The organism is Phyllobacterium chamaecytisi, assembly GCF_020164455.1.
GTDB classification, from domain to species: Bacteria; Pseudomonadota; Alphaproteobacteria; order Rhizobiales; family Rhizobiaceae; genus Phyllobacterium; species Phyllobacterium chamaecytisi.
The window spans coordinates 110,090-136,104 of sequence record NZ_JAIQWW010000018.1; the positions used below are offsets into that span (position 1 = coordinate 110,090).

At 56.1% G+C, this 26,015-nt stretch carries 28 protein-coding genes; 16 read left to right on the forward strand and 12 right to left on the reverse strand.

Going from position 1 to position 26,015, the window contains the following annotated elements:
* Positions 1 to 233 precede the first annotated feature (233 nt).
* Positions 234 to 614 carry a gamma-butyrobetaine hydroxylase family protein gene (locus tag LB462_RS23755; RefSeq protein WP_224513116.1) on the reverse strand — a complete coding sequence of 127 codons (381 nt, stop codon included), beginning with the start codon at positions 612 to 614 and terminating at the stop codon, positions 234 to 236.
* Between the two features lie 294 nt (positions 615 to 908).
* Here LB462_RS23755 and moaA point away from each other — a divergent pair, with 294 nt between their 5' ends.
* From moaA to LB462_RS23795, 8 genes are all read left to right on the forward strand, one after another.
* Positions 909 to 1,898 carry a GTP 3',8-cyclase MoaA gene (gene moaA, locus LB462_RS23760; RefSeq protein WP_224513188.1) on the forward strand — a complete coding sequence of 330 codons (990 nt, stop codon included), beginning with the start codon at positions 909 to 911 and terminating at the stop codon, positions 1,896 to 1,898.
* 114 nt (positions 1,899 to 2,012) lie between these two features.
* Positions 2,013 to 2,933, forward strand: a complete 921-nt coding sequence (locus LB462_RS23765) for a DMT family transporter (protein WP_224513117.1) — start codon at positions 2,013 to 2,015, stop codon at positions 2,931 to 2,933.
* A 2-nt stretch (positions 2,934 to 2,935) separates the two neighbouring features.
* Positions 2,936 to 3,568: a molybdenum cofactor guanylyltransferase MobA gene (mobA, locus tag LB462_RS23770; protein ID WP_224513120.1), complete on the forward strand. Its 633-nt coding sequence runs from the start codon at positions 2,936 to 2,938 to the stop codon at positions 3,566 to 3,568.
* Complete coding sequence (mobB, locus tag LB462_RS23775) at positions 3,565 to 4,074, forward strand: molybdopterin-guanine dinucleotide biosynthesis protein B (RefSeq protein ID WP_224513122.1); 510 nt, start codon at positions 3,565 to 3,567, stop codon at positions 4,072 to 4,074. The genes mobA and mobB overlap by 4 nt, the downstream gene beginning before the upstream one ends.
* Before the next feature lie 236 nt (positions 4,075 to 4,310).
* Entirely contained in the window at positions 4,311 to 5,102 is a 792-nt protein-coding gene (locus tag LB462_RS23780) for an ABC transporter substrate-binding protein (RefSeq protein WP_224513123.1), read from the forward strand.
* A 128-nt stretch (positions 5,103 to 5,230) separates the two neighbouring features.
* Positions 5,231 to 5,944, forward strand: coding sequence for an ABC transporter permease (locus LB462_RS23785; RefSeq protein WP_224513125.1), 714 nt, complete (start codon positions 5,231 to 5,233; stop codon positions 5,942 to 5,944).
* Positions 5,941 to 6,777, forward strand: a complete 837-nt coding sequence (locus tag LB462_RS23790; protein ID WP_224513127.1) for an ABC transporter permease — start codon at positions 5,941 to 5,943, stop codon at positions 6,775 to 6,777. Before LB462_RS23785 ends, LB462_RS23790 begins: the two co-directional genes overlap by 4 nt.
* A 26-nt stretch (positions 6,778 to 6,803) precedes the next feature.
* Positions 6,804 to 7,424 carry a glutathione S-transferase family protein gene (locus tag LB462_RS23795; RefSeq protein ID WP_224513129.1) on the forward strand — a complete coding sequence of 207 codons (621 nt, stop codon included), beginning with the start codon at positions 6,804 to 6,806 and terminating at the stop codon, positions 7,422 to 7,424.
* Between the two features lies 1 nt (position 7,425).
* On the opposite strand, the gene LB462_RS23800 is transcribed toward LB462_RS23795, so the two are convergent.
* Positions 7,426 to 9,885, reverse strand: coding sequence for a penicillin acylase family protein (locus tag LB462_RS23800; protein WP_224513131.1), 2,460 nt, complete (start codon positions 9,883 to 9,885; stop codon positions 7,426 to 7,428).
* A gap of 57 nt (positions 9,886 to 9,942) precedes the next feature.
* Between LB462_RS23800 and LB462_RS23805 the strand changes: the two genes are divergently transcribed.
* Positions 9,943 to 10,815, forward strand: a complete 873-nt coding sequence (locus LB462_RS23805) for an NAD(P)-dependent oxidoreductase (RefSeq protein ID WP_224513133.1) — start codon at positions 9,943 to 9,945, stop codon at positions 10,813 to 10,815.
* Positions 10,816 to 10,837: 22 nt separating this feature from the next.
* On the opposite strand, the gene LB462_RS23810 is transcribed toward LB462_RS23805, so the two are convergent.
* The 4 genes from LB462_RS23810 to LB462_RS23825 form a co-directional block, all read right to left on the reverse strand.
* Positions 10,838 to 11,317: an Lrp/AsnC family transcriptional regulator gene (locus LB462_RS23810; RefSeq protein ID WP_112528551.1), complete on the reverse strand. Its 480-nt coding sequence runs from the start codon at positions 11,315 to 11,317 to the stop codon at positions 10,838 to 10,840.
* A 110-nt stretch (positions 11,318 to 11,427) separates the two neighbouring features.
* Positions 11,428 to 12,039 carry a uracil-DNA glycosylase family protein gene (locus LB462_RS23815; RefSeq protein ID WP_224513135.1) on the reverse strand — a complete coding sequence of 204 codons (612 nt, stop codon included), beginning with the start codon at positions 12,037 to 12,039 and terminating at the stop codon, positions 11,428 to 11,430.
* A 21-nt stretch (positions 12,040 to 12,060) separates the two neighbouring features.
* The gene (locus tag LB462_RS23820; protein ID WP_224513137.1) at positions 12,061 to 12,672 is read right to left on the reverse strand and encodes a glutathione S-transferase family protein; all 612 of its coding nucleotides are present in this window, start codon (positions 12,670 to 12,672) and stop codon (positions 12,061 to 12,063) included.
* Positions 12,672 to 13,310 carry a thermonuclease family protein gene (locus LB462_RS23825; RefSeq protein WP_224513139.1) on the reverse strand — a complete coding sequence of 213 codons (639 nt, stop codon included), beginning with the start codon at positions 13,308 to 13,310 and terminating at the stop codon, positions 12,672 to 12,674. The genes LB462_RS23820 and LB462_RS23825 overlap by 1 nt, the downstream gene beginning before the upstream one ends.
* A 171-nt stretch (positions 13,311 to 13,481) precedes the next feature.
* Here LB462_RS23825 and LB462_RS23830 point away from each other — a divergent pair, with 171 nt between their 5' ends.
* Both LB462_RS23830 and LB462_RS23835 read left to right on the forward strand, forming a co-directional pair.
* Positions 13,482 to 15,005, forward strand: a complete 1,524-nt coding sequence (locus tag LB462_RS23830; RefSeq protein WP_224513141.1) for a sensor histidine kinase — start codon at positions 13,482 to 13,484, stop codon at positions 15,003 to 15,005.
* Between the two features lie 90 nt (positions 15,006 to 15,095).
* Positions 15,096 to 15,542: a DoxX family protein gene (locus LB462_RS23835; RefSeq protein WP_224513143.1), complete on the forward strand. Its 447-nt coding sequence runs from the start codon at positions 15,096 to 15,098 to the stop codon at positions 15,540 to 15,542.
* A gap of 49 nt (positions 15,543 to 15,591) precedes the next feature.
* Here LB462_RS23835 and cobT read toward each other — a convergent pair whose 3' ends face one another.
* Positions 15,592 to 16,611, reverse strand: coding sequence for a nicotinate-nucleotide--dimethylbenzimidazole phosphoribosyltransferase (gene cobT, locus LB462_RS23840; protein WP_224513190.1), 1,020 nt, complete (start codon positions 16,609 to 16,611; stop codon positions 15,592 to 15,594).
* Between the two features lie 118 nt (positions 16,612 to 16,729).
* Between cobT and cobS the strand changes: the two genes are divergently transcribed.
* From cobS to LB462_RS23855, 3 genes are read left to right on the forward strand one after another with little or no spacing between them, the layout of a single operon-like run.
* The gene (gene cobS, locus LB462_RS23845) at positions 16,730 to 17,503 is read left to right on the forward strand and encodes an adenosylcobinamide-GDP ribazoletransferase (protein WP_224513145.1); all 774 of its coding nucleotides are present in this window, start codon (positions 16,730 to 16,732) and stop codon (positions 17,501 to 17,503) included.
* A gap of 18 nt (positions 17,504 to 17,521) precedes the next feature.
* Positions 17,522 to 17,752, forward strand: coding sequence for a DUF1289 domain-containing protein (locus LB462_RS23850; protein ID WP_112528565.1), 231 nt, complete (start codon positions 17,522 to 17,524; stop codon positions 17,750 to 17,752).
* Positions 17,753 to 17,758: 6 nt separating this feature from the next.
* On the forward strand, positions 17,759 to 18,463 hold the full coding sequence (locus LB462_RS23855; RefSeq protein WP_224513147.1) for a TIGR02281 family clan AA aspartic protease: 705 nt from the start codon (positions 17,759 to 17,761) through the stop codon (positions 18,461 to 18,463).
* Between the two features lie 4 nt (positions 18,464 to 18,467).
* On the opposite strand, the gene dusA is transcribed toward LB462_RS23855, so the two are convergent.
* Positions 18,468 to 19,484: a tRNA dihydrouridine(20/20a) synthase DusA gene (dusA, locus tag LB462_RS23860; protein ID WP_224513149.1), complete on the reverse strand. Its 1,017-nt coding sequence runs from the start codon at positions 19,482 to 19,484 to the stop codon at positions 18,468 to 18,470.
* A 222-nt stretch (positions 19,485 to 19,706) separates the two neighbouring features.
* Here dusA and LB462_RS23865 point away from each other — a divergent pair, with 222 nt between their 5' ends.
* Together LB462_RS23865 and LB462_RS23870 are read left to right on the forward strand one after the other, a co-directional pair.
* A complete protein-coding gene (locus tag LB462_RS23865) occupies positions 19,707 to 20,303 on the forward strand; it encodes a hypothetical protein (RefSeq protein ID WP_224513151.1) in 597 nt (198 codons plus the stop codon).
* A complete protein-coding gene (locus LB462_RS23870) occupies positions 20,296 to 20,763 on the forward strand; it encodes a hypothetical protein (protein ID WP_224513153.1) in 468 nt (155 codons plus the stop codon). The genes LB462_RS23865 and LB462_RS23870 overlap by 8 nt, the downstream gene beginning before the upstream one ends.
* A gap of 166 nt (positions 20,764 to 20,929) precedes the next feature.
* On the opposite strand, the gene LB462_RS23875 is transcribed toward LB462_RS23870, so the two are convergent.
* The 4 genes from LB462_RS23875 to LB462_RS23890 form a co-directional block, all read right to left on the reverse strand.
* Positions 20,930 to 21,298 (reverse strand): hypothetical protein, encoded by a 369-nt coding sequence (locus tag LB462_RS23875; protein ID WP_224513155.1) that lies wholly within the window; start codon positions 21,296 to 21,298, stop codon positions 20,930 to 20,932.
* Complete coding sequence (locus LB462_RS23880; protein WP_224513156.1) at positions 21,295 to 21,759, reverse strand: hypothetical protein; 465 nt, start codon at positions 21,757 to 21,759, stop codon at positions 21,295 to 21,297. The genes LB462_RS23875 and LB462_RS23880 overlap by 4 nt, the downstream gene beginning before the upstream one ends.
* A gap of 31 nt (positions 21,760 to 21,790) precedes the next feature.
* Positions 21,791 to 23,101, reverse strand: coding sequence for a metallophosphoesterase family protein (locus LB462_RS23885; protein WP_224513158.1), 1,311 nt, complete (start codon positions 23,099 to 23,101; stop codon positions 21,791 to 21,793).
* Between the two features lie 259 nt (positions 23,102 to 23,360).
* The gene (locus LB462_RS23890; RefSeq protein WP_224513160.1) at positions 23,361 to 25,760 is read right to left on the reverse strand and encodes an arylsulfatase; all 2,400 of its coding nucleotides are present in this window, start codon (positions 25,758 to 25,760) and stop codon (positions 23,361 to 23,363) included.
* Positions 25,761 to 26,015 lie beyond the last annotated feature (255 nt).

A 26,015-nucleotide genomic window follows, 5' to 3' on the forward strand; every position in this document is an offset into this window, starting at 1 on the left:
TTCAGCATGTCGTTGTTGTGTTTGGCGGTTCTTGGAATGAATTCTTTAATGTCACCCGCAAATGCGCAGGATACACTTATCAAGAGAATATTTCTTACGGGTCAACGCGAACGCCAAGCCGGCAAATGGCCACCGGACCACTCGCCCACTGCGCGTATGTTCGTGTCATCTCCTGCAACCTATGGTTCTGGAATTGCTCGGGCTGCATTCGCATGACATCATCTTGAAGTAACTCAGGTCACTCGCCGCGGCGTGAACGGTTCGCGGCTTAAACCCTTCTCGGTAAGTTCATCGAGATAGGCCTGCCAGCGTGTATTCTTGTTACGCCCAAGATCGATCAAATAGTCCCAACTGAACAGGCCGGTATCGTGCATATCGTCGAAAATGATGCGCACAGCATAATTTCCAACGGGTTCCATCTTGGCAATCTCGACATTTATTTTGCCCGGCAATGTCTGGCGCTGTTCGGGCGAGTGCCCTTGTACTTCCGCCGAAGGTGACGCGACCCGTAAAAGCTCCGCCGTAAGCACATAGCTTTCCCCATTGTCGAAGACGATCGTGAGCGATCGGCGGTCTTTGCTTACGCGCAGTTCTTTGGGCCAGGCATCAGTCATCGCGAACGCTCCTCGTGCTCCCTCTTCTGTAAGAACAAGGATCGATCCCCGCAAGTCCGTCCTTTCCAATACACGGCTGGCACTGTGCAGACTGTTTCGCTTGCACACGGCCAATTCTCTACTTTGTCAGACGCGGTCGGCAACGAACGCAGGGTTGAACAAACTGCGTGGAAAAGCCTCAGCGTTTGTCTCGTCCGACGGCTGGACAATTGGAAGCCGGCACCCTATCTCTTTGGTAGGAGGAAGCTCTTGGATCACGTTGCATTGCTCGATACGACGGCACATCAGGCCCCCATGATCGACCCTTTCGGGCGAACGATCAGCTATTTGCGCGTATCGGTGACGGATCGCTGCGATTTCCGCTGCACGTATTGCATGTCGGAACACATGACATTCCTGCCAAAGAAGGATCTGCTGACGCTCGAGGAGCTGGATCGGCTTTGCACGGCATTCATCGAGAAGGGCGTGAAAAAACTGCGTCTTACCGGCGGCGAGCCGCTTGTGCGCAAGAATATCATGCATCTGATCGGAGAGCTTTCGCGTCACCTTCAGTCCGGTGCGCTCGAAGAGTTGACACTCACAACGAACGGCTCGCAGCTCGCACGCTTTGCGCCTGAGTTGGCCGGCCACGGCGTCAAGCGCATCAATGTATCGCTAGATACGCTGGATCCTGATAAATTTCGGGCCATTACCCGCTGGGGTGACTTCAACCGGGTTATGGAAGGCATCGACGCTGCGCAAGAAGCCGGCATCAAAGTCAAGCTGAACGCAGTCGCTCTTAAGGGCTTCAACGATCACGAGATTCCAGAGATGATTCGCTGGGCTCATGGGCGCGGTATGGACCTGACGCTGATCGAAACCATGCCAATGGGTGAAATCGAACTCGATCGTACAGACCAGTACCTGCCGCTGTCGCTGCTTCGGGCCAAACTCAGCGAAGAGTTCACCTTGAACGACATCGCCTACAAGACCGGCGGTCCTGCCCGCTATGTCGAGATCGAGGAAACCGGCGGACGTGTCGGCTTCATCACACCGATGACGCATAATTTCTGCGAGAGTTGCAACCGGGTACGTCTGACTTGCACCGGCACGCTCTACATGTGCCTCGGCCAGGAAGACGCTGCTGATCTACGCGAACCATTGCGCGCTTCAGAAGGTAACGAACTTCTGAACAATGCCATTGACGAAGCAATTGGCCGCAAGCCGAAAGGCCATGATTTTATTATCGACCGCCGTCACAATCGCCCTGCCGTATCCCGCCACATGAGTGTCACAGGCGGTTAGAGCCTCGGGCACTAGCCTCGCCAAAACATTCCAGATGCACTGATCAGCACAGATTGATATATCTAATGAAGCGATTCTGGAGGAGAATCGCTTCCTCATTCGGAATTGACCATCTTGGCGCTATCTCCCAATTTGCGTGGCAGTCTTTTCATGGCCATCGGCATGGCCAGTTTCACGTTCAACGATGCAACGGTCAAATTCGTTGCGGAAGACATGAATATGGGCCAGGTCATGCTCGTACGCAGCTCGATCTCGACCGTTCTTATCCTTGCTCTCGCCTGGCACAAGGGCATGCTGGTTCCGCTGCGTGAAGCCCTCCATAAAATGACCATCTTACGCGTGATCGGCGAAGTGGTCGGCACGGTCAGCTTCCTTGTCGCTCTTGTTCACGTGCCCCTCGCATTAACCTCGGCAATTCTGCAGGCTCTGCCCTTGGTGGTGACCCTCGGGGCTGCGCTGTTCTTCGGCGAGCCGGTTGGCTGGCGGCGTTGGATTGCAATCATTGTCGGCTTTATCGGCGTACTGATAATCGTCCGGCCGAGCCATAACGGTGTCAGTCCATACATTCTTCTGATAGTCATCACGGTGATTTTTGCCTCAATACGGGATCTCGCGACGCGCAAGGTCCCAAGGACCATTCCGGTACTGATGATCTCCGCGCTAACCTCGACAGGTGTGGGAGTTGCCGGGATAGGCATGATCGGTCCTCTGGGCGGATGGACACCCATGTCGCTGACAAATACCTTGCTGCTGACACTTGCCGCCTGCTGCGTCATGGTCGCGTATCACTTCATCATTCTGGCCATGCGAGAAGGCGAAATCGCCTTCGTTGCCCCGTTTCGCTATACGAGTCTGATCTGGGCTATCTTGCTCGGTTATCTGTTTTTCGGCGATCTGCCGGACGTCCCCATGATCGTCGGCTCCATCGTCGTGATTGGCAGCGGGCTTTATACGCTTTACCGTGAGCGCATTGTCGGCCGGCTGAAGCCGGTCGCAACCACAACGGCGGCGGCGACGTCACCTGATGGAGTATAGGCGTGAGAATTGCGGGTATAATACTGGCTGGCGGTCAATCGCGAAGGATGGACGGAGTTGACAAGGCATTGTTGCCGTTTGGCGACCGGCGCGTGATCGATCATGTCTATGCGCGTTTGTCGCGTCAAATCGAACCGGTGGCTTTGAACAGCAATAACGAGCCGGTACTATTTTCGGATTTGCCGGTTCCTGTCATCCCCGACGACATTGACGGGTTTGCCGGGCCCCTTGCCGGAGTTCTGGCTGCGATGGAGTGGGCAAACAATCAGGCGCTGCCGTTCACCCACGTTGTGACGGTGGCAACTGACACGCCATTCTTTCCCGACAATCTTGTTGATACACTACGCCAAGCTGTCGCAGATGCTCCTCGAGGACACATCGGAGTCGCAGCTTCTGGAAACAGGCTGCACCCGGTTTTCGGCCTGTGGCCAGTTTTCCTCAAGAACGACCTTCGCCGTTGGCTGAGCAACGAAAAGAATCGCCGTGTCGTTGCCTGGATCGAGGGCCATCCGCACAAGATTGCGGACTTCCCAATCATAACAACGCAATCCGGGGCGTCTCTCGATCCATTTTTCAACATCAATACACCCGAAGATATTGCCGAAGCCCGGCAGCGGTGGAGTGCCATACCATGACGCCTCGCATATTCGGGATAACCGGCTGGAAGAACTCGGGAAAAACCACGCTGACCGTCAAACTCGTTGGCGAATTGACCCGCCGGGGCTGGAGGGTTTCGACCGTGAAGCATGCCCATCACGATTTCGATATCGACAAGGAGGGCACTGACTCGTTTCGTCACCGCAAGGCAGGTGCTGGCGAGGTGGCCATCGTCTCGGACCGACGCTGGGCGCTGATGCATGAGCTGGTGAGTGAAAGCGAGCCGACGCTGGCCGATATCATTGCGCGTTTTGCACCCTGTGATCTTATTCTTGTAGAAGGTTACAAGCGCGAGGGGCACAAGAAGATCGAAACCCGCCGTACCGAAGGCAGGTCAGGGGAACGATTAACGACAGGCGATCCAAGCATCGTTGCAATCGCCAGCGATTACCCCATTTTGGACGAGAAAGTACCTGTCCACGAACTTGATGATATTGCTGCCTTGGCCGATTTGATCGAACGCGAAACAGAGCTTTCCCGATAGGCGTGTCAGAAAATGACGTTTCACCCAATACGTGCGCAACAAAAGTATAAGGCCCAAAATAATTATGTGATTTTGACGGTCAGATTCGCTTGGCGACGCACGATTCCCGGTTGCAATTGAAAGAAAACTAGTGGGAATATCCGTATCAGGAGCAGTGACATAAACTGCGACCTTACCCGGAAGGCTGTCCAGAAAAATAGGGGAACAGCCGGGTTATAAAAGAGAGGTTCAAATAAATGCGTATCACTAAGCGTCTCGTACTCGCGATTTCCGCTGCAGCTCTAGCCTTTTCCATGGGCGCGGCACACGCGGAGGACGCACTGAAACTGACAATCGCGTCCGAAGGAGCCTATCCGCCCTTCAACAATCTTACCCCCGACGGCAAGCTTGAAGGCTTCGACATCGATATCGGCAATGCGCTTTGCGCGGAAATGAAGGCCGAATGCACTTGGGTATCCCAGGATTGGGACGGCATGATCCCGGCACTACAGGCAGGCAAATTCGATGCGATCATTGCATCCATGTCGATTACGCCTGAACGCCTGGAAAAGGTCGACTTCTCCAAGAAGTACTACAATACGCCTCCGGCGATTGCCGTACCGAAGGATTCCGCTATCAAGGACATCACACCAGAAGCCCTGAAGGGTAAAACGCTGGGCGTGCAAGGGTCGACAAGCCATTCGAACTACGCTGAAGCAAAATACAGCGGTTCGGATATCAAGATGTATCCGACTTCAGATGAATATAAACTTGATATCAGCAATGGTCGTATCGATGCCGTTATGGACGACGTGGTTGTTCTGGGCCAGTGGCTCGATAGCGATGCCGGCTCATGCTGCAAGCTCCTTGGCACGATTACGCCTGATCCCGCGATCCACGGTCCAGGTGCCGGCGTGACGGTGAAGAAGGGCAATACAGCGCTGGCCGACAAGTTCACCACGGCTATTGCGGCGATCCGTGCGAACGGAAAGTACAAGGAAATCAACGACAAGTACTTCAAGATCGACGTTTACGGTGGCGAGGATTGAGCCGAACGCACTGACTTGATATGAAATGTGGATGGCGGCGCACACCGCCATCCACGGCTTTGAATAAAAATAACGGGCGGGCTCAGAAAAGAGCCATGGGGAACAGCCTGCAAATATGAAAGTTGCCTATGGAAGGCTCAATAGCGTTACTGGGTTTTGGCGAGGGCGGTTGGGGTCCGAGCATTGCAAGCGGCGTTCTGGTAACAGTCAGTCTCGCGCTGGCCACATTACCGGTGGGGTTGGCGATCGGCTTCTTCGTCGCACTTGGCAAACAATCGCCGGAACGGTCCGTCAAACTCGCCGCAAACATGTACACGACTATTTTTCGCGGCTTGCCCGAACTGCTCACCTTGTTCGTGGTCTATTTCGGCGCGCAGATCGGCATTCAGAAGCTGGGGCAGCTACTTGGTTACCAAGGCTCGATTGAAATCAATTCATTCATTGCCGGCATGTTCGCGCTAGGCGTCGTGTTTTCATCCTATGCCAGCGAAGTGTTCCTTTCCGCATTCCGTGCGATACCGAAGGGCCAATATGAGGGCGGCTATGCCATTGGACTTTCCAACGGTCAGACCATGCGCAAGGTCATCTTGCCGCAATTGATCCGCATCGCGCTCCCTGGGCTGGCCAATCTATGGATGATCCTGCTCAAGGACACAGCTTTGGTTTCAGCCATTGGGCTTGCGGACATATTGCGCCAGACTGGAGTTGCGGCTCGTGTTACGAAGCACGCCTTCCTGTTCTTTGGTGTGGCCTGCATGATTTATCTTGTGCTCGCCATTCTTTCATCCTTTGTCATCGACGCGATCGAACGCTCATCGGCCAAGAGCGGGGTAAAACGATGACGGAAAGCTTCATCAATGCGCGGCCAGCGACTGTCATTCGTCCTCCGGCGCCGCCGAAAAAATGGACCCGGGGCCGGGTCGTTGGCCATCTGCTTGTGGGTCTTTGGATCGCTCTTCTCGTTGGGCTGCTCATCTATCTTTACAGCGCATGGAACCCTGAGCTCATCGCGAAATACGGCCCCACATATCTTGCGGGCCTAAAGACCACGATCGGGCTTGTCGGGTCGTCAATTCTACTCGGCGCGGTGATTTCGATACCGGTGGCCCTTGGCCGGATGAGCAAAAACCGCATCGCATCTTCCATCGCCTACGCCTACGTCTATTTCTTCCGGGGAACACCGCTCATCGCGCAAGTCTTTCTGTTTTACTACGGCCTCGGATCATTCAAGCCCCAGCTCGAAGCAGTTGGCCTTTGGACGTTTTTTCGAGAGGCCTGGTACTGCGCCCTGCTAGCGTTTGCCTTGAACACAGCGGCCTATCAGGCTGAAATATTGCGCGGCGCGGTTCGCAGCGTTCCGCTCGGACAATGGGAAGGAGCGGCTTCGCTCGGTATTTCCAAATTCGTTACGTTCTGGAAGGTGATCCTGCCGCAAGCTCTGATCGTGGCGTTACGGCCCTACGGCAACGAGATCATCCTGATGATCAAGGGCTCAGCAATCGTTGCTCTGATCACAGTTTACGATCTGATGGGTTACACGCGCCTCGCCTATTCCAGAACGTTCGATTTCCAAGCCTATCTGTGGGCTGCAATCATCTATTTGATTTTAGTGGAAATCATTCGGCATATCTGGGATTGGTTGGAGCGTCGCATCACGCGTCATCTCATACGCTGAGACTAACTCACCAACGAGAATCTACCATGCTTAAAATCTGGGGCCGTACCAACTCGACCAACGTCAAGAAAGCGCTTTGGGCCGCCGAGGAAGTCGGTGTTCCTTACGAAAACATCCCTGCGGGAGGCGCCTATGGCGTCGTATCCGATCCGTCTTATAGGGCGATGAACCCGAACGGACTGGTGCCGACGCTGGAAGACAACGATCTGGTGCTGTGGGAAAGTAATACGATTGTTCGCTATCTTGCCGCGCAGTATGGACAGTCGACGCTCTATGTCGACGATGCAGCAACCCGGGCGAAATCGGAACGATGGATGGACTGGGCGACCTCCACCCTCGCCGGCCCTTTCCGCGACTTGTTCTGGAATCAGGTGCGTGTATCAGCAGAAGAACGCGATGATGCGGCTATGGAAAAAGGGCTTCAGGGTTGCAGCAAACTATTCTCTATCGTTGATACCACGCTTGCCTCGCAGCCCTATCTATCGGGCTCAAAGTTCGGCATCGGCGATATCCCCGTTGGCTGCTTTGCCTATGCCTGGTTCGAAATGACGATTGAGCGCCCGGACCATCCCCACCTTGAATCCTGGTATGAACGCTTGAAGTCGCGTCCCGCCTATCAGAAGACGGTGATGACCGCCCTCACCTAAATCATTCTTTTGGCTTCAGGCGCCACACGCCCAGCAGACCGTCCTGATAGTCTCGCTCATCGGTGGGAATGGTGATGGCCCCAGTGTCAGCCCACTTTTGAGCGAAATCACGATAGTTCGATGAAAATACATTTCCAGACTGGCCAGTCGTCTGGATATAGGTCGAGCGATTGAGATCGGCGAGGTCGAACAGGCCGCGATAGCTGGTGCCGTGTGCCACGCGGAACGGATTGCTTTCATCCATAAACGACGACTTGCCACGATTCAGCGTATAGGCACCGCCAGACACAGGTACGGTGACATTGAAGAGTTGGTCGAGGGGGCTAACCTGCGAAAACGGCTGGTGTGCTCCGTAAGCATAGTGCAACGTGCCCCAAGTCCATTTGGTGCGGTCTGAACCAAGACGCGCATCAATATCCTTGATCGCATCGGCGAGTGACAGCGCCAGAATATCGCCGCAACTCTCTTTCTCCGGCGTGCGGCCGTCATCGCACCAATCACGCGCCGGGTTTGGCCCGAGCCAACGCAGCATAGCGTCGACATGGCCCTGCCAGTAGGATGGAAAGGCGTCGCCAAGATCGTCTTCAAGAATGCGCTTCGTCGCCATCCTCAACCAAGCACTGAAAAGCAGCGGTTCGATGCGCGTGCGGTCCTCGACAAAATCCCACGCCTGCAACTGTTTCGTAACATCGAGGTCCACATCACTCCGTCCATCGACCAGTTTGAGCATCACCGGAACCAAAGCGGCGTAAGCACTGTCCATGGCATCGCCCTGGACCTTGCTGTTGGTTTCCAGCGTCTGCTGGTTCGCATTGTAAATCAGGGTCTTTATACGCTCGAAGCGCCAAGGCTCGTCCCAATCAAAGGTGAGGAAATGTGGGTAGCTCGTATCGACAATCTTCGTGTTCGCTGTTGCAAGAACATTGTCTGCAGGATTAGAGACGCGCGGCAATTCCTCGTAGGGTATAAAGCTCTTCCAGTCGTAGGTGGCGTCCCAACCCGGGGATGGCGCTCGTCCCATGATTTGATTGGCAGGATCACGCACAGGCACCCTGCCGGGAGCAATCAGGCCAATATTTCCGTCCGTATCTGCAATCACGATTGACTGCATCGGCGTTACGAAGTCGCGCATGCCGTTCTGAAAATCAGCGACATTCGCGAAATCCCAAAGCTTCAATCCCGCCGAGATGGTCTTGTCATCGCCAGCCAAAGCAGTCCAGGACAAGGATGCAACCGTGCCATCCGGCAGATAATGATCGAGCCCACGATAATCCGCAGGCAACACCGGACCATGACGTGTGGTCCTGCGGTCAAAGGTTACGGTGTCGCTGCCTTTGACCTTGATGGATACGGGTTTTCTTTCGAAAGGTGAAAAACCCTGAGGGGTTTGGTATTCATCGGGATTGGCGGGATTGATCCTTTCAACAAAAATGTCCTGAACATCGGATCCGGTATTGGTGAAGCCCCACGCCACCTTGTCATTACGTCCGAGCAATACCAACGGTGCTCCCGGCAGCGTCACGCCGACCAGGTTTTTCGACGATCCATCGTTGTTCTTGACCTGTAGATGCGCGAGATACCAGAGAGAGGGTGCAGTTAAGCCTAAATGCGGATCGTTGGCGAGGATCGGCTTGCCAGTCTCGGTTCGGGCGCCACCTACGACCCAATTATTGGAAGCCCCGGTGGACATGATGTCGTTCAACGCTGCAAACTGGCTTTCAGCTTCCGCCGCGCCCGCCTTAAGCGAGCCGCTGGGTAAGCCGAGAACTTGGCGCAGGTCCGGCAAAGACGGTGGCGTATCACCCGGCACCGGCGGCAGCAAATCGATGATCTCCGCATCGCTCATGCCAAGACGGGCAAACTTCAATCTCAACACTTCGTCATCGATGTTGGCGGCGAGTGTCACGGACATCAATTTCAACGTCACAATCACATCCGCGGCAGTCCATTTTTCCGGTGTATGGCCCAGTACGACAAACTCCGGCGAATATTTGGAACCAAAAGTCGGTCCGGTGCCGGCAATAAACGTGTTAATTCCAAGCACATAGGCGTCGATCTTCTTCCGGTCCGCTTCGCCCAGCGACGCGGCGGAGCTTTGGGCCGATTCATAGAGGCCGATCGAGCGGATGAAGCGGTCAGTGAAGATGGTCTTGTCGCCGAATAGCTCGGACAGGCGTCCTTGTCCCGCCATGCGGTTCACTTCCATTTGCCAGAGGCGTTCCTGCGCATGAACAAAGCCAAGAGCGGTCAGAACGTCTTCGACCGAGGTACCGCTAATATGCGGGACCGCATTCTTGTCGCGCGTGACAGTGACCGGCGCAGACAGACCGGGGAGAATCACCTCTCCGGACGCGGGCGCTACCGAGCGGGCGAGCCAGACATAACCGAGGACCGTGCCGAGCAATGCGATGGGGATGAGGGAGAAAACAATCCATAATAGGCCTTTGATGATCCGCCGCATTGTCCTAACGTCCCCCGATGCTCATCACACGGCCTATCTGACAGAGGAAACTAGGGAATGGCAACAGTCGCTTTTATTGGTCTTGGCGTCATGGGATATCCGATGGCGGGTCATTTGAAATCGCGCGGCGGCCATGACGTTACGGTCTTCAATCGCAGTAGCGAGAAGGCAAAGAAATGGGCCCAGCAATTTGGTGGCGCCTATGCCGCGACGCCAGGGGAAGCGGCAAAGGACAAAGACTTTGTCTTCTCATGTGTTGGCAATGATGACGATCTGCGAGCGGTGACTATCGGTGAAAACGGTGCATTCCAGTCGATGAAGAAAGGCGCCGTTTTCATCGACAACACCACAGCATCTGCAGAAGTTGCCCGCGAACTCGACAGGGAAGCCCGCGAGCGCGGCTTCCACTTTCTCGACGCTCCCGTATCCGGTGGTCAGGCGGGCGCGGAAAATGGTGCGCTCACCGTTATGGTCGGCGGCGAGCAAGACGCATTCGACAAGGCAAAACCGGTCATCGAATCCTTCGCCAAGATGGTTGGTCTGATGGGACCGGCCGGTGCCGGACAATTGACCAAAATGATCAATCAGATCTGCATTGCCGGGTTGGTCCAGGGCCTCGCCGAAGGCATTCACTTCGGCAAACAAGCGGGTCTCGATATCGAGAAAGTCATCGAGGTGATTTCCAAGGGCGCTGCTGGTTCCTGGCAAATGGAAAACCGCCACAAGACGATGAATGCCGGAAAATATGATTTCGGCTTTGCGGTAGACTGGATGCGTAAGGACCTTGGTATCTGTCTCGCAGAGGCCAACCGCAACAATGCCAAGCTGCCGGTGACCGCGTTAGTCGATCAGTTCTACAAGGATGTTCAGGTTATGGGTGGCAATCGCTGGGATACGTCTTCCCTACTGGCACGACTGGAGAAAAAGTAATCCAGTCGCACGAGCTATAACCTCAATTCGACTCTTTCTCGATGCTCATGTAATCGAGTGGCAATTCGGTGGTGTATTTGATCTGTTCCATCGCGAACGCAGACGATACATCCCGAATGTCGATCTTGCTGATCAGGCGTTTGTAGACCGCATCATAGGCAGCGATATCCGGCACGACGACGCGTAGGAGATAGTCAACGTCTCCGCTCATGCGATAGAATTCAACCACTTCCGGGAACTCCTGAACAACTTCGGAGAAGCGCTTCAGCCATTCATTGCTGTGAGATCCAGTACGGATCGAGACGAAGACTGTGACTCGCGTGTTGACACGGACAGGATCCAGGATAGCGACACGGCGCTGAATCACACCATCCTCTTCCAGCTTCTGGATGCGGCGCCAGCAAGGCGTTGTCGAAAGTCCGACTTTCTTGGCGACATCCGCTACGGCGAGCGTTGCGTCCTCTTGCAGGAGACGAAGTATCTTTCGATCGAGTCTGTCCATGTTTGCTTACAGTCCCATTGGAATGAGATACTTTATGGTCTGATAATCCGGCAGCGTACAAGAAAATTATTCTAAACTTTGCAAACTCGGCAAAAATTTCGTTCTAAAGCCTATGAAGTTAGAATTCTGACCTTTTCCTGAAGCAAGGGAAGAACGTCTTGCGCGAACCATGGATTCTTTTTCAACCAGGAGCTGTTGCGCCAGGAGGGATGCGGCAGCGGTAGAATTGACGGCCCCGATTCAGGCTCGAAGTAATCGTGCCAGTTCAACACCGTTTCGGTCATGCTGGCGCGGCGGCGGCTTCCGAGATGATAGGCCTGCGCATATTGGCCGATCGTCAGGGCAAGTTCGAGTTGCGGCATCGAGCGAAACACACGGTCGTGCCATGTTTCGCGGCATTCGCGTCGAGGGGGAAGATCGCTGCCATGCGCGTCATAGCCCGGAAAGCAAAACCCCATTGGGACAATGGCGAACTTGTTCGGATCGTAGAATGTTTCGCGATCCACGCCGAGCCAGTCACGCAATCGGACCCCTGAGGGATCGTTAAACGGCAAACCAGTGTTGTGCACGCGAATGCCCGGCGCTTGCCCGCAAATGACAATGCGCGCTGTCGCAGAGAGCACGCACACCGGATTGGGTTCATCCGGAAGAGGCACGCCATACCGTGGAGCGTCCCTGCATATCCGGCACGCCTTGATCTCCGACAACAAGGTATCTAGCATTGGCGGCAAGTCGCTCTGATCTCACGCTTTGGCGCTGGGGCGGCTCGACACTGCATCGTGCCAGCGCCGGAGATTGCCCAGCTCCTCAGGCATTTGTATCCTGGCGGGTTTTAAAAAGTCGATCGACACAAGCAGCGTGATATCGGCAATCGAAAAGTCATCACCTGCTATGAATTCACTCGCGGCGAGTTGATCATCCATAATCTTCATCGTCGCCAGCGCTTTCGGACGGTTCGCCTCGCCCCAAGCCGGAATCTGCGGAACCTCCCATTCGACCATAGCAGGATGCGTATGGCGAAATGCTGACATCACGACGACGAGGAGATGGAGGTCAGCGCGGCGATTCCACATTTCCACCTGCGCCTTGCCAACGGCGCCCGTGCCAAACAAAGGCGGGTCGGGATACAACTCCTCAAAGTAGCGCGAGATCGCTACTGATTCGCTGATAACCGTGCCATCGTCGAGCTCAAGCGCCGGCAGCCGCTGAAATGGATTGAGCGCTGTAAACTCAGGCGTCTTGTGTTCCATGGCGGTCATGTCAATTGGTACCAAGGGCACCTCGATGCCCTTCTCCGCCAGGAAAATGCGAATGCGGCGCGGATTGGGCGCGCGCCCTCCATCGTATAGCTTCATCAGAGTCCTCCCACTAAGCCACTGATCCATCCTACGAACTGGTCAATCAAGTTCGTACTGCTGTCAGGTTGCTGTTCCGGCACGTTAGGCAGCTGTTCGTGCTCCCTGCGCCAATCTTGCGGTGTCTCAAATTTTCCGGACCACAGACCTTTTTTGTCTCTTCGAGCTTGCAGTTCTACATCACGATAATCGCCATAAGCGATCGCCTGTCCAGCCTCAACCATGGCACGATTGAGATTTATCGTGCCAATAAAGCAAATGGCCAGGCTGCGATTATATTTATCGTGGCCATGTCCGTCGCAGCGAACTGGTCTGCCCTGGATCAGCTGAACTAACGTCTGCCTGGCGGCTTTCCCACAAGCATTGGCGCCGCAACTCTGATCAAGCTCTGGAGCATCGATGCCTTGGAGACGAATATGATTGCCTGAAATGGAAAGCGTGTCGCCGTCAATGACATAGGCCTTGCCCGCGAGCAATTGTGTCGGAGCTTTTGGTTGACTGAGTTTAGCCGCCAGCAGGGCGATCATCACGAAGAAGATCACCATCAGGCTGTAGTCCACCACTTTGCGCCCGAAGGAACGCGGCACCGGCGGCGTGCGCCGCCATCTGCGACGATAACTGCGATACCCTCGGTTCATCGTCGTTTCATCGCAACAAGAAGGTTCATAAGGTTCAAATAGGTCCTTGGAGCTAATCCGATCGATACCATTTGCTGTATTGATTTGATGGAGTGTTAATCATTTCTGAATAGCCTTGCGATGCAATGCTGCCACAAGTGCAGAGCTGTGGATATATCTGGAACGAGGCGCATGGCATCACTCGACGCGACCAGTGCAGACAAGAATATTGTTGATCGCCGCAAATTGCCGCGAAACAAGGATCTGACTGTCGTCATGCGCGGAGCGCGTGACCGCCTGATGGAGCGCGCAGGCATCCATCATTTCGATCGCGAACTGCTCTTCATGCATACGCGTGCCTTGATCATCAACTCAGCGACTATCCCGCTTCTGATAGCCATGATTGTCGTCATAGGCGTATTCGCTGGTTTCGACAGAACCATCGTCCTATGGGCCGGCTTCGCTATCGGACTCTATGCGATACTGGGGCTTCTTGCACGCCACCTGGAGAAAACAGGCCTGGCCAACGAGGAAATCCGGAAATGGCAAATAATCTATCTGAGCGGTCATTTCATGACCAGCCTAGGATGGGCTTACTTCACCTTCCTCGATTGCACTGCCTGCGGCACCAATCTGTTTCCGGTAATCAAGGCCGTGGTCATTATTCTGGTGATGGCGATTACCGCGATTATTTCGTCGGCACTTCGTGCGGCCATTTTAGCGGCATTCGCGCTACCAGTGCTGACCTATACCCTGTTGGCCTGGACGCATTTTGACAATCCAGTGCAGGCGACGATGGTGATCATGCTGGTTGCGGGGCTCGCCTTTTTTTACCTGGTTGCAACCCGGCTCAACCAATCGGTTGCAATCACTTTGGCATTGCAAGCCGAAAAAGACGCGCTGATCGCCGAACTCGAAACGGCGAACGCCATGTCTGACGAAGGCAGACGCCGGGCCGAAGAAGCCAATCTCGCCAAGTCGCGCTTTCTTGCGTCGATGAGCCACGAACTACGCACACCACTCAATGCTATCCTCGGCTTCTCGGAGGTCATGGCCAAGGAAGTACTTGGGCCGATTCAGAACGGGACATACCGGGAGTATGCCAGCGATATTCATGCGTCGGGCGAACACCTCCTCAACCTCATCAATGAAATACTCGATCTGAGTCGGATCGAGGCAGGGCGATACTCCATCAATGATGAGCCGCTGCTGCTGACCGACATTGCCAGCGAATGCATTCACATGATGAATTTGAAGGCCCGCAATAAGGATATCGCCCTTATACCACAGTTCGAGACAGGGATGCTGCGCCTCACGGCCGATGAGCGCTCGATTCGGCAGATATTGCTCAATCTCGTGGCCAATGCGGTCAAGTTCACGCCGCCGAACGGCAAGATCTATGTCAAAGTGGGGTGGACCGCAGGAGGTGGCCAGTACATTTCGGTCCGCGACACTGGACCCGGAATACCGCCGGAAGAAATACCCATCGTTCTTTCAGCTTTCGGCCAAGGATCGATCGCAATCAAAAATGCCGAACAGGGAACTGGTCTCGGTCTTCCCATCGTTCAGGCGTTGGTCCACATCCACGATGGCGAGTTTCATCTGTTCTCCAAATTGCGCGAAGGGACGGAAGCGCTCGCTACGTTCCCGCGCAGCCGCGTACTTCAGGGCACTCAGGCAAAGCAAAGCAAGCCTTTCCATAAAAAAGCTGCCTAAAATACTCAAGTTCAATTTATTGTTATTTGCTCGTTGGTGAGCGGCCCTGCATTGCTCATGGCAGCGCAACAATGAACGGAACATTTCTCAATGAATTCAAACGGCAATAACCGTCCTTTGATCATCCCCGCTCTTGGTGGCATCTATGCCGCTCTCAGTGATATCTCTGAAACGATCCTGCGGGTGGTGGCTGGTGCTGCACTCGTCGTGCACGGGTCGGGCAAGATCGTCAATCCGATGGGCTCGGTGGAAATGGTCGAAGGCCTCGGCTTCTATCCGGGCGTGTTCTGGTCGCCGCTTCTCGCCGCCACCGAGTTCTTTGGGGGCATTTTACTTACCATCGGCCTGCTCACGCGCCCTGCAGCGTTCGCGACGGCGATCGTGCTTGCAGTCACCATATACTTCCACGGTTTTGTGCAGGGGCAGGGCTGGAGCGGTTCAGAAAAATCTATTCTGTGGACGGCAATCCTCTTTTTCTTCGTCATTCGTGGCGCGAGCAACCACTCCCTCGATGCCAGGATCGGCAAAGAGTTTTGAACTCCTACCATTTGAAAAAGGGGCCTGCTTTTGCAGGCCCTTTTCTTATTCAATCGCGATTGCTGACGCCGGCCTGATCGAACGTCGCCATACCGCTATGGCAGAGCACTGCTGCCTTGACGATGCCCGCTGCAAGTGCGGCGCCGGTACCCTCGCCGAGCCGCATTCCAAGGTCGAGCAATGGCTTTTTTCCAAGTTTCTCTAAAACCTTGCGATGGCCTGGCTCCGCTGAAACGTGGCCGAACAGGCAGTGGTCGATCGCTTCCGGATTCGCAGCGTGCAAGATCGCCGCGGCGGCGGTGGCCACATAGCCATCGATGATAACCGGGATTCTTTCAACACGCGTAGCAAGAATGGCACCAGCCATCGCAGCAATTTCACGCCCGCCGAGGCGTCGCAACACTTCGAGCGGATCTTTCAAATGCGAAGCGTGGAGTGCGACTGCTGTACGTACAGCATCGGCCTTGCGCTTCATTCCCTCACTGTTGGCGCCGGTGCCTGGACCAACCCATTCCTCTGCAGTACCGCCATAGAGACCGTGGAATATCGCCGCGGCAATCGTCGTATTGCCAATCCCCATCTCGCCGATGCAAAGAAGGTCAGTGCCACCAGCGATCGATTCCATACCGAATGCCATGGTCGCCGCGCAGGTCTTTTCGTCCATGGCCGCTTCTTCGGTGATATCCGCGGTAGGATATTCAAGCGCAAGATCGAAGATTTTCAGACCAAGGTCATTGGCGATGCAGATCTGGTTGATCGCAGCTCCGCCGGCAGCAAAATTTTCGACCATCTGCGCCGTAACAGAGGAGGGATAGGGCGAAACACCCTTGGCGGTAACGCCATGATTGCCCGCAAAGACTGCGACAAGAGGCCGGGTGATCTGCGGACGCGAACGACCTGTCCATGCGGCAAGCCATTCGACAATCTCTTCCAAACGCCCAAGTGCACCCGGTGGCTTCGTCAACGTCGCATCGCGCTTGCGCACGGCAGCAACTGCAGCCTCGTCAGGTCCAGGCAATGTCTCGATAAGAGAACGAAAATCGTCAAACGGCAGGCCAGTGGTCATGATATACCTTGCGTCTTCATAGTAAAATAGCAACCACCGTCCTATAAGCGCTGGGAGAGAAAACGCAAAGGTCAACTCGCGGCGCAGAGTGTCGCGACGTCAGTGATTCAAAGGCTGCAGCATGGATTTGGTCAATGACACGATGCGGGCGCTGGCGTTTCTCTCGCGACTGCCCGTCCCGCAACGCTGGTTCGAGGGCTATGACGGCTCGCTCAGTAGTACTGTACGCGGCTTTCCCCTGACAGGTATGCTTATCGCCCTGCCCGCTTCGCTCGTCCTGCTGATCGCGCATGCCCTTGATCTTCCCGAGATCGTCTCGGCGTTATTGATTGTCGTCGCATTGATCATCACCACCGGTGCATTGCATGAGGACGGGCTTGCTGATGTAGCTGACGGCTTCTACGGCGGGACGTCGATTGACCGGCGTCTGGAGATCATGAAGGATTCGGCGGCGGGTTCTTACGGTGTACTTGCACTGATTGTCTCTGTGTTCTTGCGGACAACGTTGCTTGCCACGATACTTGACGAGGTCGGTGTAATCCATGCGCTAGCTGTCGTCATAGGGACAGAAGCCGTCAGCCGCTCCGTCATGGCAAAGTTTTGGCAGGGCCTGCCGTCCGTACGGGCGGGCGGCGTCGCCGACCAAGCGGGGGCGCCAACTGCCGAAGCGGCCAACTTTGCCCTGATTCTCGGCGCTGTCGTTCTTGCAATCGGCTATGGCGCTGCTGGCGGACCATTGGCAATCGTTGTCGCAGCATGTTTGACGGCGCTCGTCTTTGTCGGTTTTTCCGCACTTTGCCGCGAAAAGATCGGCGGACAAACGGGTGACACATTAGGGGCCATGCAGCAACTCGCGACAATTTCACTGCTGCTCGGTCTTGTCATTACACTTTAGCCGTACCAAATCTTTGAAATGAGCATCATCGAGTCACCCTGCATCCTCGTCTGCGCCATCGATATGAAGACCGGTTTCTGCTTCGGTTGCGGGCGCACGCGCGAGGAAATAGGTGCATGGTCAATTATGTCGCCTGAGACTCGCCGCCGCGTCATGGCGGGCCTGCCGGAGCGGCTGGAAACAGTCGAGAGGCGCCCGCGTCGCGAAACGAGGCGCAGCCGTATGGCGCGCGAAAAGCAAGAAGGTTAGTCGAAGATGGGCCGCTTGTTCTGGATCATCATTGCCCTGATAGGCGCAACCTTGCTGCTATTGATGGCGAACAATGACAGTGGTTCGACCCTGGGAATCGCCAACGATGATTTCGCCCGTTTCGCTTACATGGGCATCTGGGGTGTCGTGCTTGGTTCGGCCCTGCTCGGCTCCGGAATTCCACTCAGCCATTTTCTACGCAGCATGGCAATCTGGATCGTCATTTTTCTCGCGATTGTCGCCGGCTATCAATACCGCTACGAGTTGCAGGATGTTGGCCACCGGATAACTGCGGGACTGATCCCTGGAAGCCCTATTTCCAATCGCGATGGCGAAGGAACAATCACTGTGACGCTGGCCAAAGCGGATACTGGTCATTTCGAGGTTCGCGGCGACGTAAATGGTGCGACGGTACCATTCATCATCGATACCGGCGCCTCATCGATCGTGCTCTCGGCTGAAGATGCTCGCCGCGCTGGACTCAATCCGGATAAGCTCTCTTACAAAACGCCGATCATGACTGCCAATGGCATGGCGACTGCAGCTAGCGTCACATTGGACAGCATCAGGATAGGTGCCATCGAACGGCGTAACATTCGTGCGATGGTGACTGCAGATGGGCAAATGGCAGGCAGCCTGCTCGGCATGAATTTCCTCATCACACTCAGCGGCTTTTCCGTACGCGGCGACCGGCTCGTCCTCTCGGACTAGGAGTTCAGGCCGCTTCTGCCGTCGACGCGGTCTCGATCGCCGCATACCCCAGCCGGATCACAGCACTGGTTGCATCTGTTTGATTGGCTTCAGTCGACAGTATTTGGCGCCAGCGCCGTGCACCGGCGGCGCCGTGGAACAGACCCACCAGGTGCCGTGTAATGTGCGACAATCGACCGCCGCGAGCGATATGGGCGTCCGCATAGTCGCACATGTGATCTATGATCGCGTCGATTGAAGGCGCCGCGCTTTCGCTGCCGTATATGCTTCTATCGACGTCGAGCAACAGCATCGGGTTGTTGTAGATCGCGCGGCCAAGCATAACACCGTCAACATGATTCAAATGATCAAGCGCTTCATCGAGCGTCTGAATGCCGCCATTGATCCCAATGAATTGACTCGGATTTTGCTGTTTCAGACGATAAACACGATCATAGTCCAGCGGGGGAATATCGCGGTTTTCCTTGGGTGAAAGCCCCTTCAGCCAAGCCTTGCGGGCATGCACCCACAACGCATCTGCACCAGCATGGAAAACACCGCTCGCGAGTTCATCAAGGGCCGTTTCCGTATCCTGATCGTCGACACCGATGCGGCACTTGACCGTCACGGGAATTGCGACCGCCTGCTTCATCGCCTCGACGCTTGACGCAACAATGTGCGGCGTTTTCATCAGGCAAGCGCCGAATGTGCCGGATTGAACGCGGTCAGATGGGCAGCCGACATTGAGATTGATTTCCTGATAGCCCATGGCTTCGCCGATACGTGCTGCTTCAGCCAGCTTTATAGGATCGGACCCACCAAGTTGCAGCGCAACGGGATGTTCCGCTTCGGCAAACCCAAGAATGCGCTCGCGATTGCCATGGATCGCAGCATCGGCAACGACCATCTCTGTATAGAGCAAGGCATGGCGCGTGAATTGTCGGTGGAAGGTCCGACAATGGCGATCCGTCCAATCGATCATCGGCGCTACCGCAAAACGATTACGCTTGTAGTTTTCGCTTGTATCGACTCGGTTAATCACTATGGAAACGTCCGCTTGTCTGTTTGGCGCATATAGTGTGCCAGCCACCGCTCACCAACACCTGATCGTCCTCATAAAACGCAAAGCGGCGATTGTCCAATCTGCCATCTACCTTGAACCTTCGGTGAGACCACACTGTTTTCGGATCTCGTTGTAGATCGCGAACAACGCAATCTAAAACATATCAATCCGTTACACATCGCATCCTAAAAGGTATCCATAATGCCGACCGAAAAACAACTTGATAAAATGCTCAAGCATGCCGAAGACATGGAAGCGCGCCGTCTTTTGAAGGCAGCTGAGAAGGCCGCACGACGCGCCAATAACAAAGTGTCCATTGATGCGATTGTGGCAGCAGCAAAGGATGGCGAGATCGACCTCGTGACGTTGCGCCGGAACGCCATCAATTCGGTGGTTACATTCGCACAACTGCAAGTGCCTGATCTGCTCGCTGAATGGCTTGAGATCATCAATGATGACGATCCATCATCAACCCGATTGAACGCTATACAGGCCATGCTGAACGCCGCAACAGGGAACGGCAAATACTTCACAGGGCCGAAGCAGTTAGCAGCTGCATTGAAGGGCCTTACAGTCGAAGAGCAGTACGCGAAAGTGCGCGAGATGTACGCCGAAGGCATGATTCCCGAAGAGCAGTCAAAGGCACTGCTGGCGATTGTCGAAGCTGCGGACAAAAGCGAAAGCCGTGACCTGCGAGCACGCCTTGCAGCTGCAGAAGCGAAGATTGAGTTTTACGAAACGGGCAAGGTTGTTTCCGGCGAAGTTGTTCCAGAACAGGAGCAGATCACAAATGGTTAGTGCATTCGTTGCGGCCTATGACATTCGGCAGATGAAGCGTGCAATACGGGCTAAGGGGCAAGGTGTCGATCTGCCAATCGTAAAGCTCGTACTGCACGCAATGGACGGAACGATTAAGTATCTTGACGCGCCATCACCCCCGCCTGCTCGCAGCCTGTTCTTGCATGTTCACGCGGTAGACACAGATTGGTATTTTGAGCCCCTGCCCCCACCACCGCCGCAGGTTGCATTCCATGAGGGCGCATCCATCTTCGACGCAGGGGTCGGTGCGATATTCGAAGAACAGCCCGAAGCTCCGCTCAAACTCGTGTACATGCCCGTTGACGTTCGCACGTCGTACCACGCGACCCTGTACCCCTCGCAGGAAGAATCATCGTCATTTGCGCATACATCGTCAACGAACACGGGCAGCACCGTCGATACCCCGTTGTCACCCCCTGACCCTGAAACCGCGCGTTGACGCAACACGACAGGGCATCGATTGCGGCTATCAATGTCTCCTCATAATGAGCTGTAACTGCATTCCGCTAGGGAATGTTCCAGCACTAGACGATAAGTGCCGGCATCGTTGATTCGGCGCAGCGATCGTGACCAAGATTGCGTGTCTGAGTGCGTCTTGCTGGTGGCTAGAGTCGAAACCAAGGCAATGTGAGACAAACGCACGCAATCATCGCCGCCACCGGCGCCACCCACACGATCACCGGCCAGACCCCACCCTTCGCCCAGCGTGCCGGTAGTGCCACGGCGATTAGGCCTGTCATGAGCGCTGCGAGCGCTGCGGTAGCGACCCACCCATACCAGTACATGGCTGGCGCGACGAAGCCTACCGCCGGGTCGGCGGCGTCTGTGGGATGATGGGTACCAAGGAGGACGACGCCCAGCGAGGGATAGACGGTGAACAGCGCGAGATCGAACTTGAGCGCCACCACATAGAAGACCGCAAACGATGTTCCGTATGCAGAAGCGAACCGGCAGAACAAGGGCGACGACGTCATAGCCCAAAGCCTCTGATGTTATTCACCACGTGACCGATCAGAAAGCTCCACCAGACGACGAAGGCGAGGATCAGGGTTAGAGCAGCTGACGTTCGGGGGCGTTCATCAGATAGGGGGCGTTGCCAGGATATCCAGTAGGCCGGGAGCAGCGCGGCGCCGATGGCGACGAAATGCTCCTTGAGGTCGAAAAGGCCTAGCGCGGACCACTGGCCGGCCTGCTCCAACCCGGGCCGAATGTCGACTCGAAAATACAGGTACACCAGCCCACCAAGGCACGCCGAGACCGCATACAACAGAATAACGGCGTTGGCGAATGAGGCGGCCGGCACGGCGCGAAAGCGGCTGAACACGGAACCGAACCGATTGTGCACCGGCGCCCACGTCGCCAGCACCTGGTGCGTTATCGCACCGAGCAAAGCGACCGCGACAAGGCCATGAACGATCAGAAGCGCGGTCGGCATGATCGCGATCCTGGCGCCAGAATCGGCCTCCTCATACGAACAGTTCGACTATTGAGTACGGCTCCGCCGACCAAGGCCGGAAGCGCTTGAGCGTAAATTTGGTCTTCTGGCCGGGCACGACATCCACGAGGACGTAGTTGTAGTCTTCCTTCGGCGGCTGCCCTTTCCAGTAAAGGTCCGGCGGGTAGTCGTCAGGCACCTTGATGCTCGTCCGGCCAGGAAGAGTGGGATCCTGCTCCGCCCCTCCACCGCCCAAGACCAGGTATTTGACGCCATCGACCTCGAACATTTCGGTGGTGTGGACGTGCCCGTTGAAAACGATGACCTCCATGTCCTTGGCATAGGCCGCGATCAGCTTGTGCGGATTGTCAGCGGCTGGAATGGCTCCAAAACCAGATCGGCAGAACACTGGGTAGTGAAAGGCGATGAAAGCCTTGCCCATGCCATTGGCTTTGGCCTCGTCCAGCCACGCCTGTATCTGCGTCATCTGCTGCGCATATTTCGGTCGGTCGGCATCCCAGTTTGAGGGCGACCGGTAGTCGGTCTTGCCGCTCCACAGGAAGATGAAGCGGGCGCCCTTGAAGTCGAATTTGTAGATCAGGTTCTCCGGCGTCACGCCTAACTTCTTCAGATAGGGCACTGCGGTAAGCACGCCCTCGATCTTGGGGTCGGCCCAAACCTCGTGATTACCCACACCGATAAACCAGCGGCCTTCCAACCCGGCCGCAAGCATATCGCTATCCGGAGGCGGCAATTGCTTCAGCATTGTGTCGTTGACGCGCTTCCAGTACGGGCTGTCGGTGACCGTTTGCCCCTGATTTCCCCACCAGACGACGTCGCCGCTGCTTACCACAAATTCGGCGCGTCCCGCCTTTACGTCCTGGACGATCTCGCGCGTCACCCACTCGCCACCCGCAAGCCGGAACATCGTCCGGTGCACGCCGGGAAGCAGCTTCACATCCTCGACGGAGGCCTCGGTGACCCAGCCCTGGTCCAGCGTCATGGTCATGACTTCGCTCTTGGACGTGAACGGCATGACTACCTGGATAAGCTCCTTGGTGGTGGGATCGAAGGTCAGCTTCACGTCCTTCTCCACCACCTCCTTGGCGACCTTTTCGGGCATGACCAGCCCAAACATTTCCACGAACATCTGCGTCAGATCGGGACTTCCCTCCTTGGAAGGCAAGTACATCATAGGCCGCGAATCTCCATAGACGGCAAACGAGAAACCGGCCTTGGAAGCATCCTGCGCCGCCGCGTTGCGCGCAGCAAGCGCCAGCGTGCCGGCAGCGGAGGCAATCAGGACGTTCCGTCGAGTAATCTGCGTTGATTGGGCGTTCATGGCCTCAACTCCCTTGCTTGAGTTTCTTTTGGGCCGAAGTTGCCGATCCCAGTAGACCGACACCCCAGAGGGTGAGAAGTGAAAGCGTCGAGCGGTTCAGCCCGCATCGCCTTCAGATAATTCTCGGAGGCAATGACCAGTCCGGGTATTGGCCCAATCCGGACACGAGCAGCGCCACTGTGGTGGTCTCATCCGAAAACAACCAACTCGCCGTGGCGACGGGGACTTGCTATATCCCCGCACACCAGCGCGAATCGGCCTAGATCTGCGGCGGCCCTACCTTGACCGTCAGCTTGTCGAGCGTACCGGTGAAGCGGAACGGCACTTGGTAGTCGTTGTCGTCGACGGGGCTGCGGGTGTCGACACCCACGTCGAAAGACTCATCGATGGTCACCAGGAACGGGATGGTGTGCGGGATCGACTGCTCGGCCACCATCGCGCCATCGACGCTCAGCACGCCCTTTCCGCCTTTCCCGAAGCCGGGTCCGTCGTACGTGAAGTCGAAGACGATGTTGTGCTTGCCGGGCGTCAGCGCCGCCTCGCCGGCCCACCGGAAGCGCTCCAGCCCCAGCAGGTTGTAGGTGAACACTGGCTTGCCCTTAAGCAGGTAGAAGCCGTAGCCTCCGAAACGGCCGCCCAGCGTGGCGAGCATACCTTCTCCGCCGCCCTCAGGGACCTCGACGTTGGCGGTGATAGTATAGGAACGGGTCAGCGGATTGGGCGCTGACGCGGGCGGCAAGCCCGAGAGTTCGCCGGAGTATACGAATTCATTTCGGCCAGCGGTGGCGCTTGGTCGCGGCGCGATGGCACGCGCTGCGACGGAGTTGTCCAGCGGCAATACCTGGTACTTCGCGGCCTCAACGAGGAAGAGCTGCTGCATGTCGCGCAGTTTGTCCGGTTCCTTGGCGGCGAGATCGTTGAACTGCGAGTAGTCTTCGGTAAGATTGTAGAGTTCCCAATTATAGCCATCGATCACATCGGGCATCTTGCCGAGACCCATTAGCCAGGGCGCCGCCGGCGGCGTAGTGGAGGCGATCCAGCCCTCATGGTAGATGGCGCGATTGCCGAACATCTCGAAATACTGCGTGGTGCGTGCAGAGGGAACGTCCTTGGCCCCCTTCGACCAGGTATAGGCCATACTGACACCCTCGATCGGCTTTTGAGCAATGCCGTTGACTGTTTGCGGCGCTTCGATGCCCGTCGCCTCGAGGATTGTCGGTACAATGTCGATCACGTGGTGGAACTGGCTGCGGATGCCGCCCTTGTCAGTGATGTGGCCAGGCCAGGACATCGCCATGCCCTGCCTTGTGCCGCCGAAGTGCGAGGCGATCTGCTTGGTCCACTTGAACGGCGTGTCGAAGGCCCAGGACCAGGCGACCGACATATGGGGCTCGGTCGTTGGGTCGCCCCAGGCGTCATAGTATTTCAGCTGGTCAGCTACAGGCATGTTGATGGCCTGGATCGCAGCGAAATCAAAGGCAGTGCCGATGGTCGAACCCTCGGCGCTAGTGCCGTTGTCGCCCTCGATATAGATGATGAGGGTGTTGTCGAGCTTGCCCTGGTTGCGCACCTCGTCGATCACCCGGCCGATCTCGTAATCGGCATAGGCGACAAAGGCGGCATACACTTCTGCCTGACGGGCGAACATTTTCTTTTCATCCGCCGATAGCGTATCCCATTTGGGAAGGTCATCTGGCCACGGCGTCAATTGGGTATTCTCCGGGATCACCCCGAGCCGTTTCTGGTTGGCGAATATCTCGTCGCGCATGGCGTTCCAACCCATGTCGAACTTGCCTTTGAACTTGTCGATCCATTCCCGCGTGGGATGGTGCGGGGCGTGGGTCGCGCCGGGAACATAGTACATGAAGAATGGCTTCTCCGGCGTCGCGGCATTGACCTTGCGCAAGTAGTCGATGGCGTCGTCGGCCATGCCGGTGACCAAATTGTATTTGGGATTTTCGAGCCACGGGAAAATCTGGTCGTGGTTGCGGAAAAGCCATGGCGTCCATTGGTTGGTCTCCCCGCCTTGGAAGCCGTAGAAATAGTCGAAACCCATGCCGGAGGGCCACTGGTCGAACGGCCCCGAGCTGGAGAGCGCATAGGTCGGGGTATTGTGGTTTTTGCCGATCCAAGAGGTGGCGTAGCCATGAGCCTTGAGGATGTTCCCGATCGTGCCATTGTTCGGACCGATGATCGCATCATACCCAGGAAAACCAGTGGACTGCTCGGCGATCACCCCGAAGCCCGCCGAATGGTGGTTGCGTCCGGTGATGAGAGCCGCGCGTGTCGGCGAGCACAGTGCAGTGGAGCAGAACTGCGTGTAGCGCAGCCCGTCCGCCGCGACCTGATCGAGCGTCGGTGTCGGGATGACGCCGCCGAAGGTACCCGAGACGCCGTAGCCCGCATCGTCGGTCATGATCAGCAGTACGTTCGGCGCGCCCTTTGGCGGCACCACGGCGGGCGGCCACCAGGGGGTTGAGTCCTTGGCGTCCAGGTTGATGGTCCCGCCGAACGCTGGTGGCGCGGCCGGCAGTGACTGGCCATCGATGGTCGACGTGGCGCTGGGTGAACCGGGTGCCCCGGTGACTCCCTGGGCGGCAGCGGGAAAGACATAAAAACAACTGGCAGCAAGCGCCGCGATATAGGCGCGCGTTTTCATTGGTCAATACTCCTGTTGGCTAACCAAAACGGGTAAGCGTCTGATACTTTTACGCTCTCAAATGTTCGTTCGTACGGTGATGAAGGTCAGCAGCAATGCGGCAGACGTATGCATCAATTTAACGATGTGATCCCGGAAGTGTCTCAGATCCCTAGCCACCAGTTAAGTACGTTACAGTTACATAGAGAACCCTGGTAAAGCGGATATGAGGGTGGTCTACCGCGAATAGTGTGGTAACCGCCGCTGAGACGAAAT

Excerpts from the sequence above, each read along its gene's own strand:
- LB462_RS23755 (WP_224513116.1), bottom strand. The coding sequence starts at position 614 with ATGACTGATGCCTGGCCCAAAGAACTGCGCGTAAGCAAAGACCGCCGA.
- moaA (WP_224513188.1), top strand. The coding sequence starts at position 909 with ATGATCGACCCTTTCGGGCGAACGATCAGCTATTTGCGCGTATCGGTG.
- mobB (WP_224513122.1), top strand. The coding sequence starts at position 3,565 with ATGACGCCTCGCATATTCGGGATAACCGGCTGGAAGAACTCGGGAAAA.
- LB462_RS23780 (WP_224513123.1), top strand. The coding sequence starts at position 4,311 with ATGCGTATCACTAAGCGTCTCGTACTCGCGATTTCCGCTGCAGCTCTA.
- LB462_RS23785 (WP_224513125.1), top strand. The coding sequence starts at position 5,231 with ATGGAAGGCTCAATAGCGTTACTGGGTTTTGGCGAGGGCGGTTGGGGT.
- LB462_RS23790 (WP_224513127.1), top strand. The coding sequence starts at position 5,941 with ATGACGGAAAGCTTCATCAATGCGCGGCCAGCGACTGTCATTCGTCCT.
- LB462_RS23795 (WP_224513129.1), top strand. The coding sequence starts at position 6,804 with ATGCTTAAAATCTGGGGCCGTACCAACTCGACCAACGTCAAGAAAGCG.
- LB462_RS23800 (WP_224513131.1), bottom strand. The coding sequence starts at position 9,885 with ATGCGGCGGATCATCAAAGGCCTATTATGGATTGTTTTCTCCCTCATC.
- LB462_RS23805 (WP_224513133.1), top strand. The coding sequence starts at position 9,943 with ATGGCAACAGTCGCTTTTATTGGTCTTGGCGTCATGGGATATCCGATG.
- LB462_RS23810 (WP_112528551.1), bottom strand. The coding sequence starts at position 11,317 with ATGGACAGACTCGATCGAAAGATACTTCGTCTCCTGCAAGAGGACGCA.
- LB462_RS23815 (WP_224513135.1), bottom strand. The coding sequence starts at position 12,039 with ATGCTAGATACCTTGTTGTCGGAGATCAAGGCGTGCCGGATATGCAGG.
- LB462_RS23820 (WP_224513137.1), bottom strand. The coding sequence starts at position 12,672 with ATGAAGCTATACGATGGAGGGCGCGCGCCCAATCCGCGCCGCATTCGC.
- LB462_RS23825 (WP_224513139.1), bottom strand. The coding sequence starts at position 13,310 with ATGAACCGAGGGTATCGCAGTTATCGTCGCAGATGGCGGCGCACGCCG.
- LB462_RS23830 (WP_224513141.1), top strand. The coding sequence starts at position 13,482 with ATGGCATCACTCGACGCGACCAGTGCAGACAAGAATATTGTTGATCGC.
- LB462_RS23835 (WP_224513143.1), top strand. The coding sequence starts at position 15,096 with ATGAATTCAAACGGCAATAACCGTCCTTTGATCATCCCCGCTCTTGGT.
- cobS (WP_224513145.1), top strand. The coding sequence starts at position 16,730 with ATGGATTTGGTCAATGACACGATGCGGGCGCTGGCGTTTCTCTCGCGA.
- LB462_RS23850 (WP_112528565.1), top strand. The coding sequence starts at position 17,522 with ATGAGCATCATCGAGTCACCCTGCATCCTCGTCTGCGCCATCGATATG.
- LB462_RS23855 (WP_224513147.1), top strand. The coding sequence starts at position 17,759 with ATGGGCCGCTTGTTCTGGATCATCATTGCCCTGATAGGCGCAACCTTG.
- LB462_RS23865 (WP_224513151.1), top strand. The coding sequence starts at position 19,707 with ATGCCGACCGAAAAACAACTTGATAAAATGCTCAAGCATGCCGAAGAC.
- LB462_RS23870 (WP_224513153.1), top strand. The coding sequence starts at position 20,296 with ATGGTTAGTGCATTCGTTGCGGCCTATGACATTCGGCAGATGAAGCGT.
- LB462_RS23875 (WP_224513155.1), bottom strand. The coding sequence starts at position 21,298 with ATGACGTCGTCGCCCTTGTTCTGCCGGTTCGCTTCTGCATACGGAACA.
- LB462_RS23880 (WP_224513156.1), bottom strand. The coding sequence starts at position 21,759 with ATGCCGACCGCGCTTCTGATCGTTCATGGCCTTGTCGCGGTCGCTTTG.
- LB462_RS23885 (WP_224513158.1), bottom strand. The coding sequence starts at position 23,101 with ATGAACGCCCAATCAACGCAGATTACTCGACGGAACGTCCTGATTGCC.
- LB462_RS23890 (WP_224513160.1), bottom strand. The coding sequence starts at position 25,760 with ATGAAAACGCGCGCCTATATCGCGGCGCTTGCTGCCAGTTGTTTTTAT.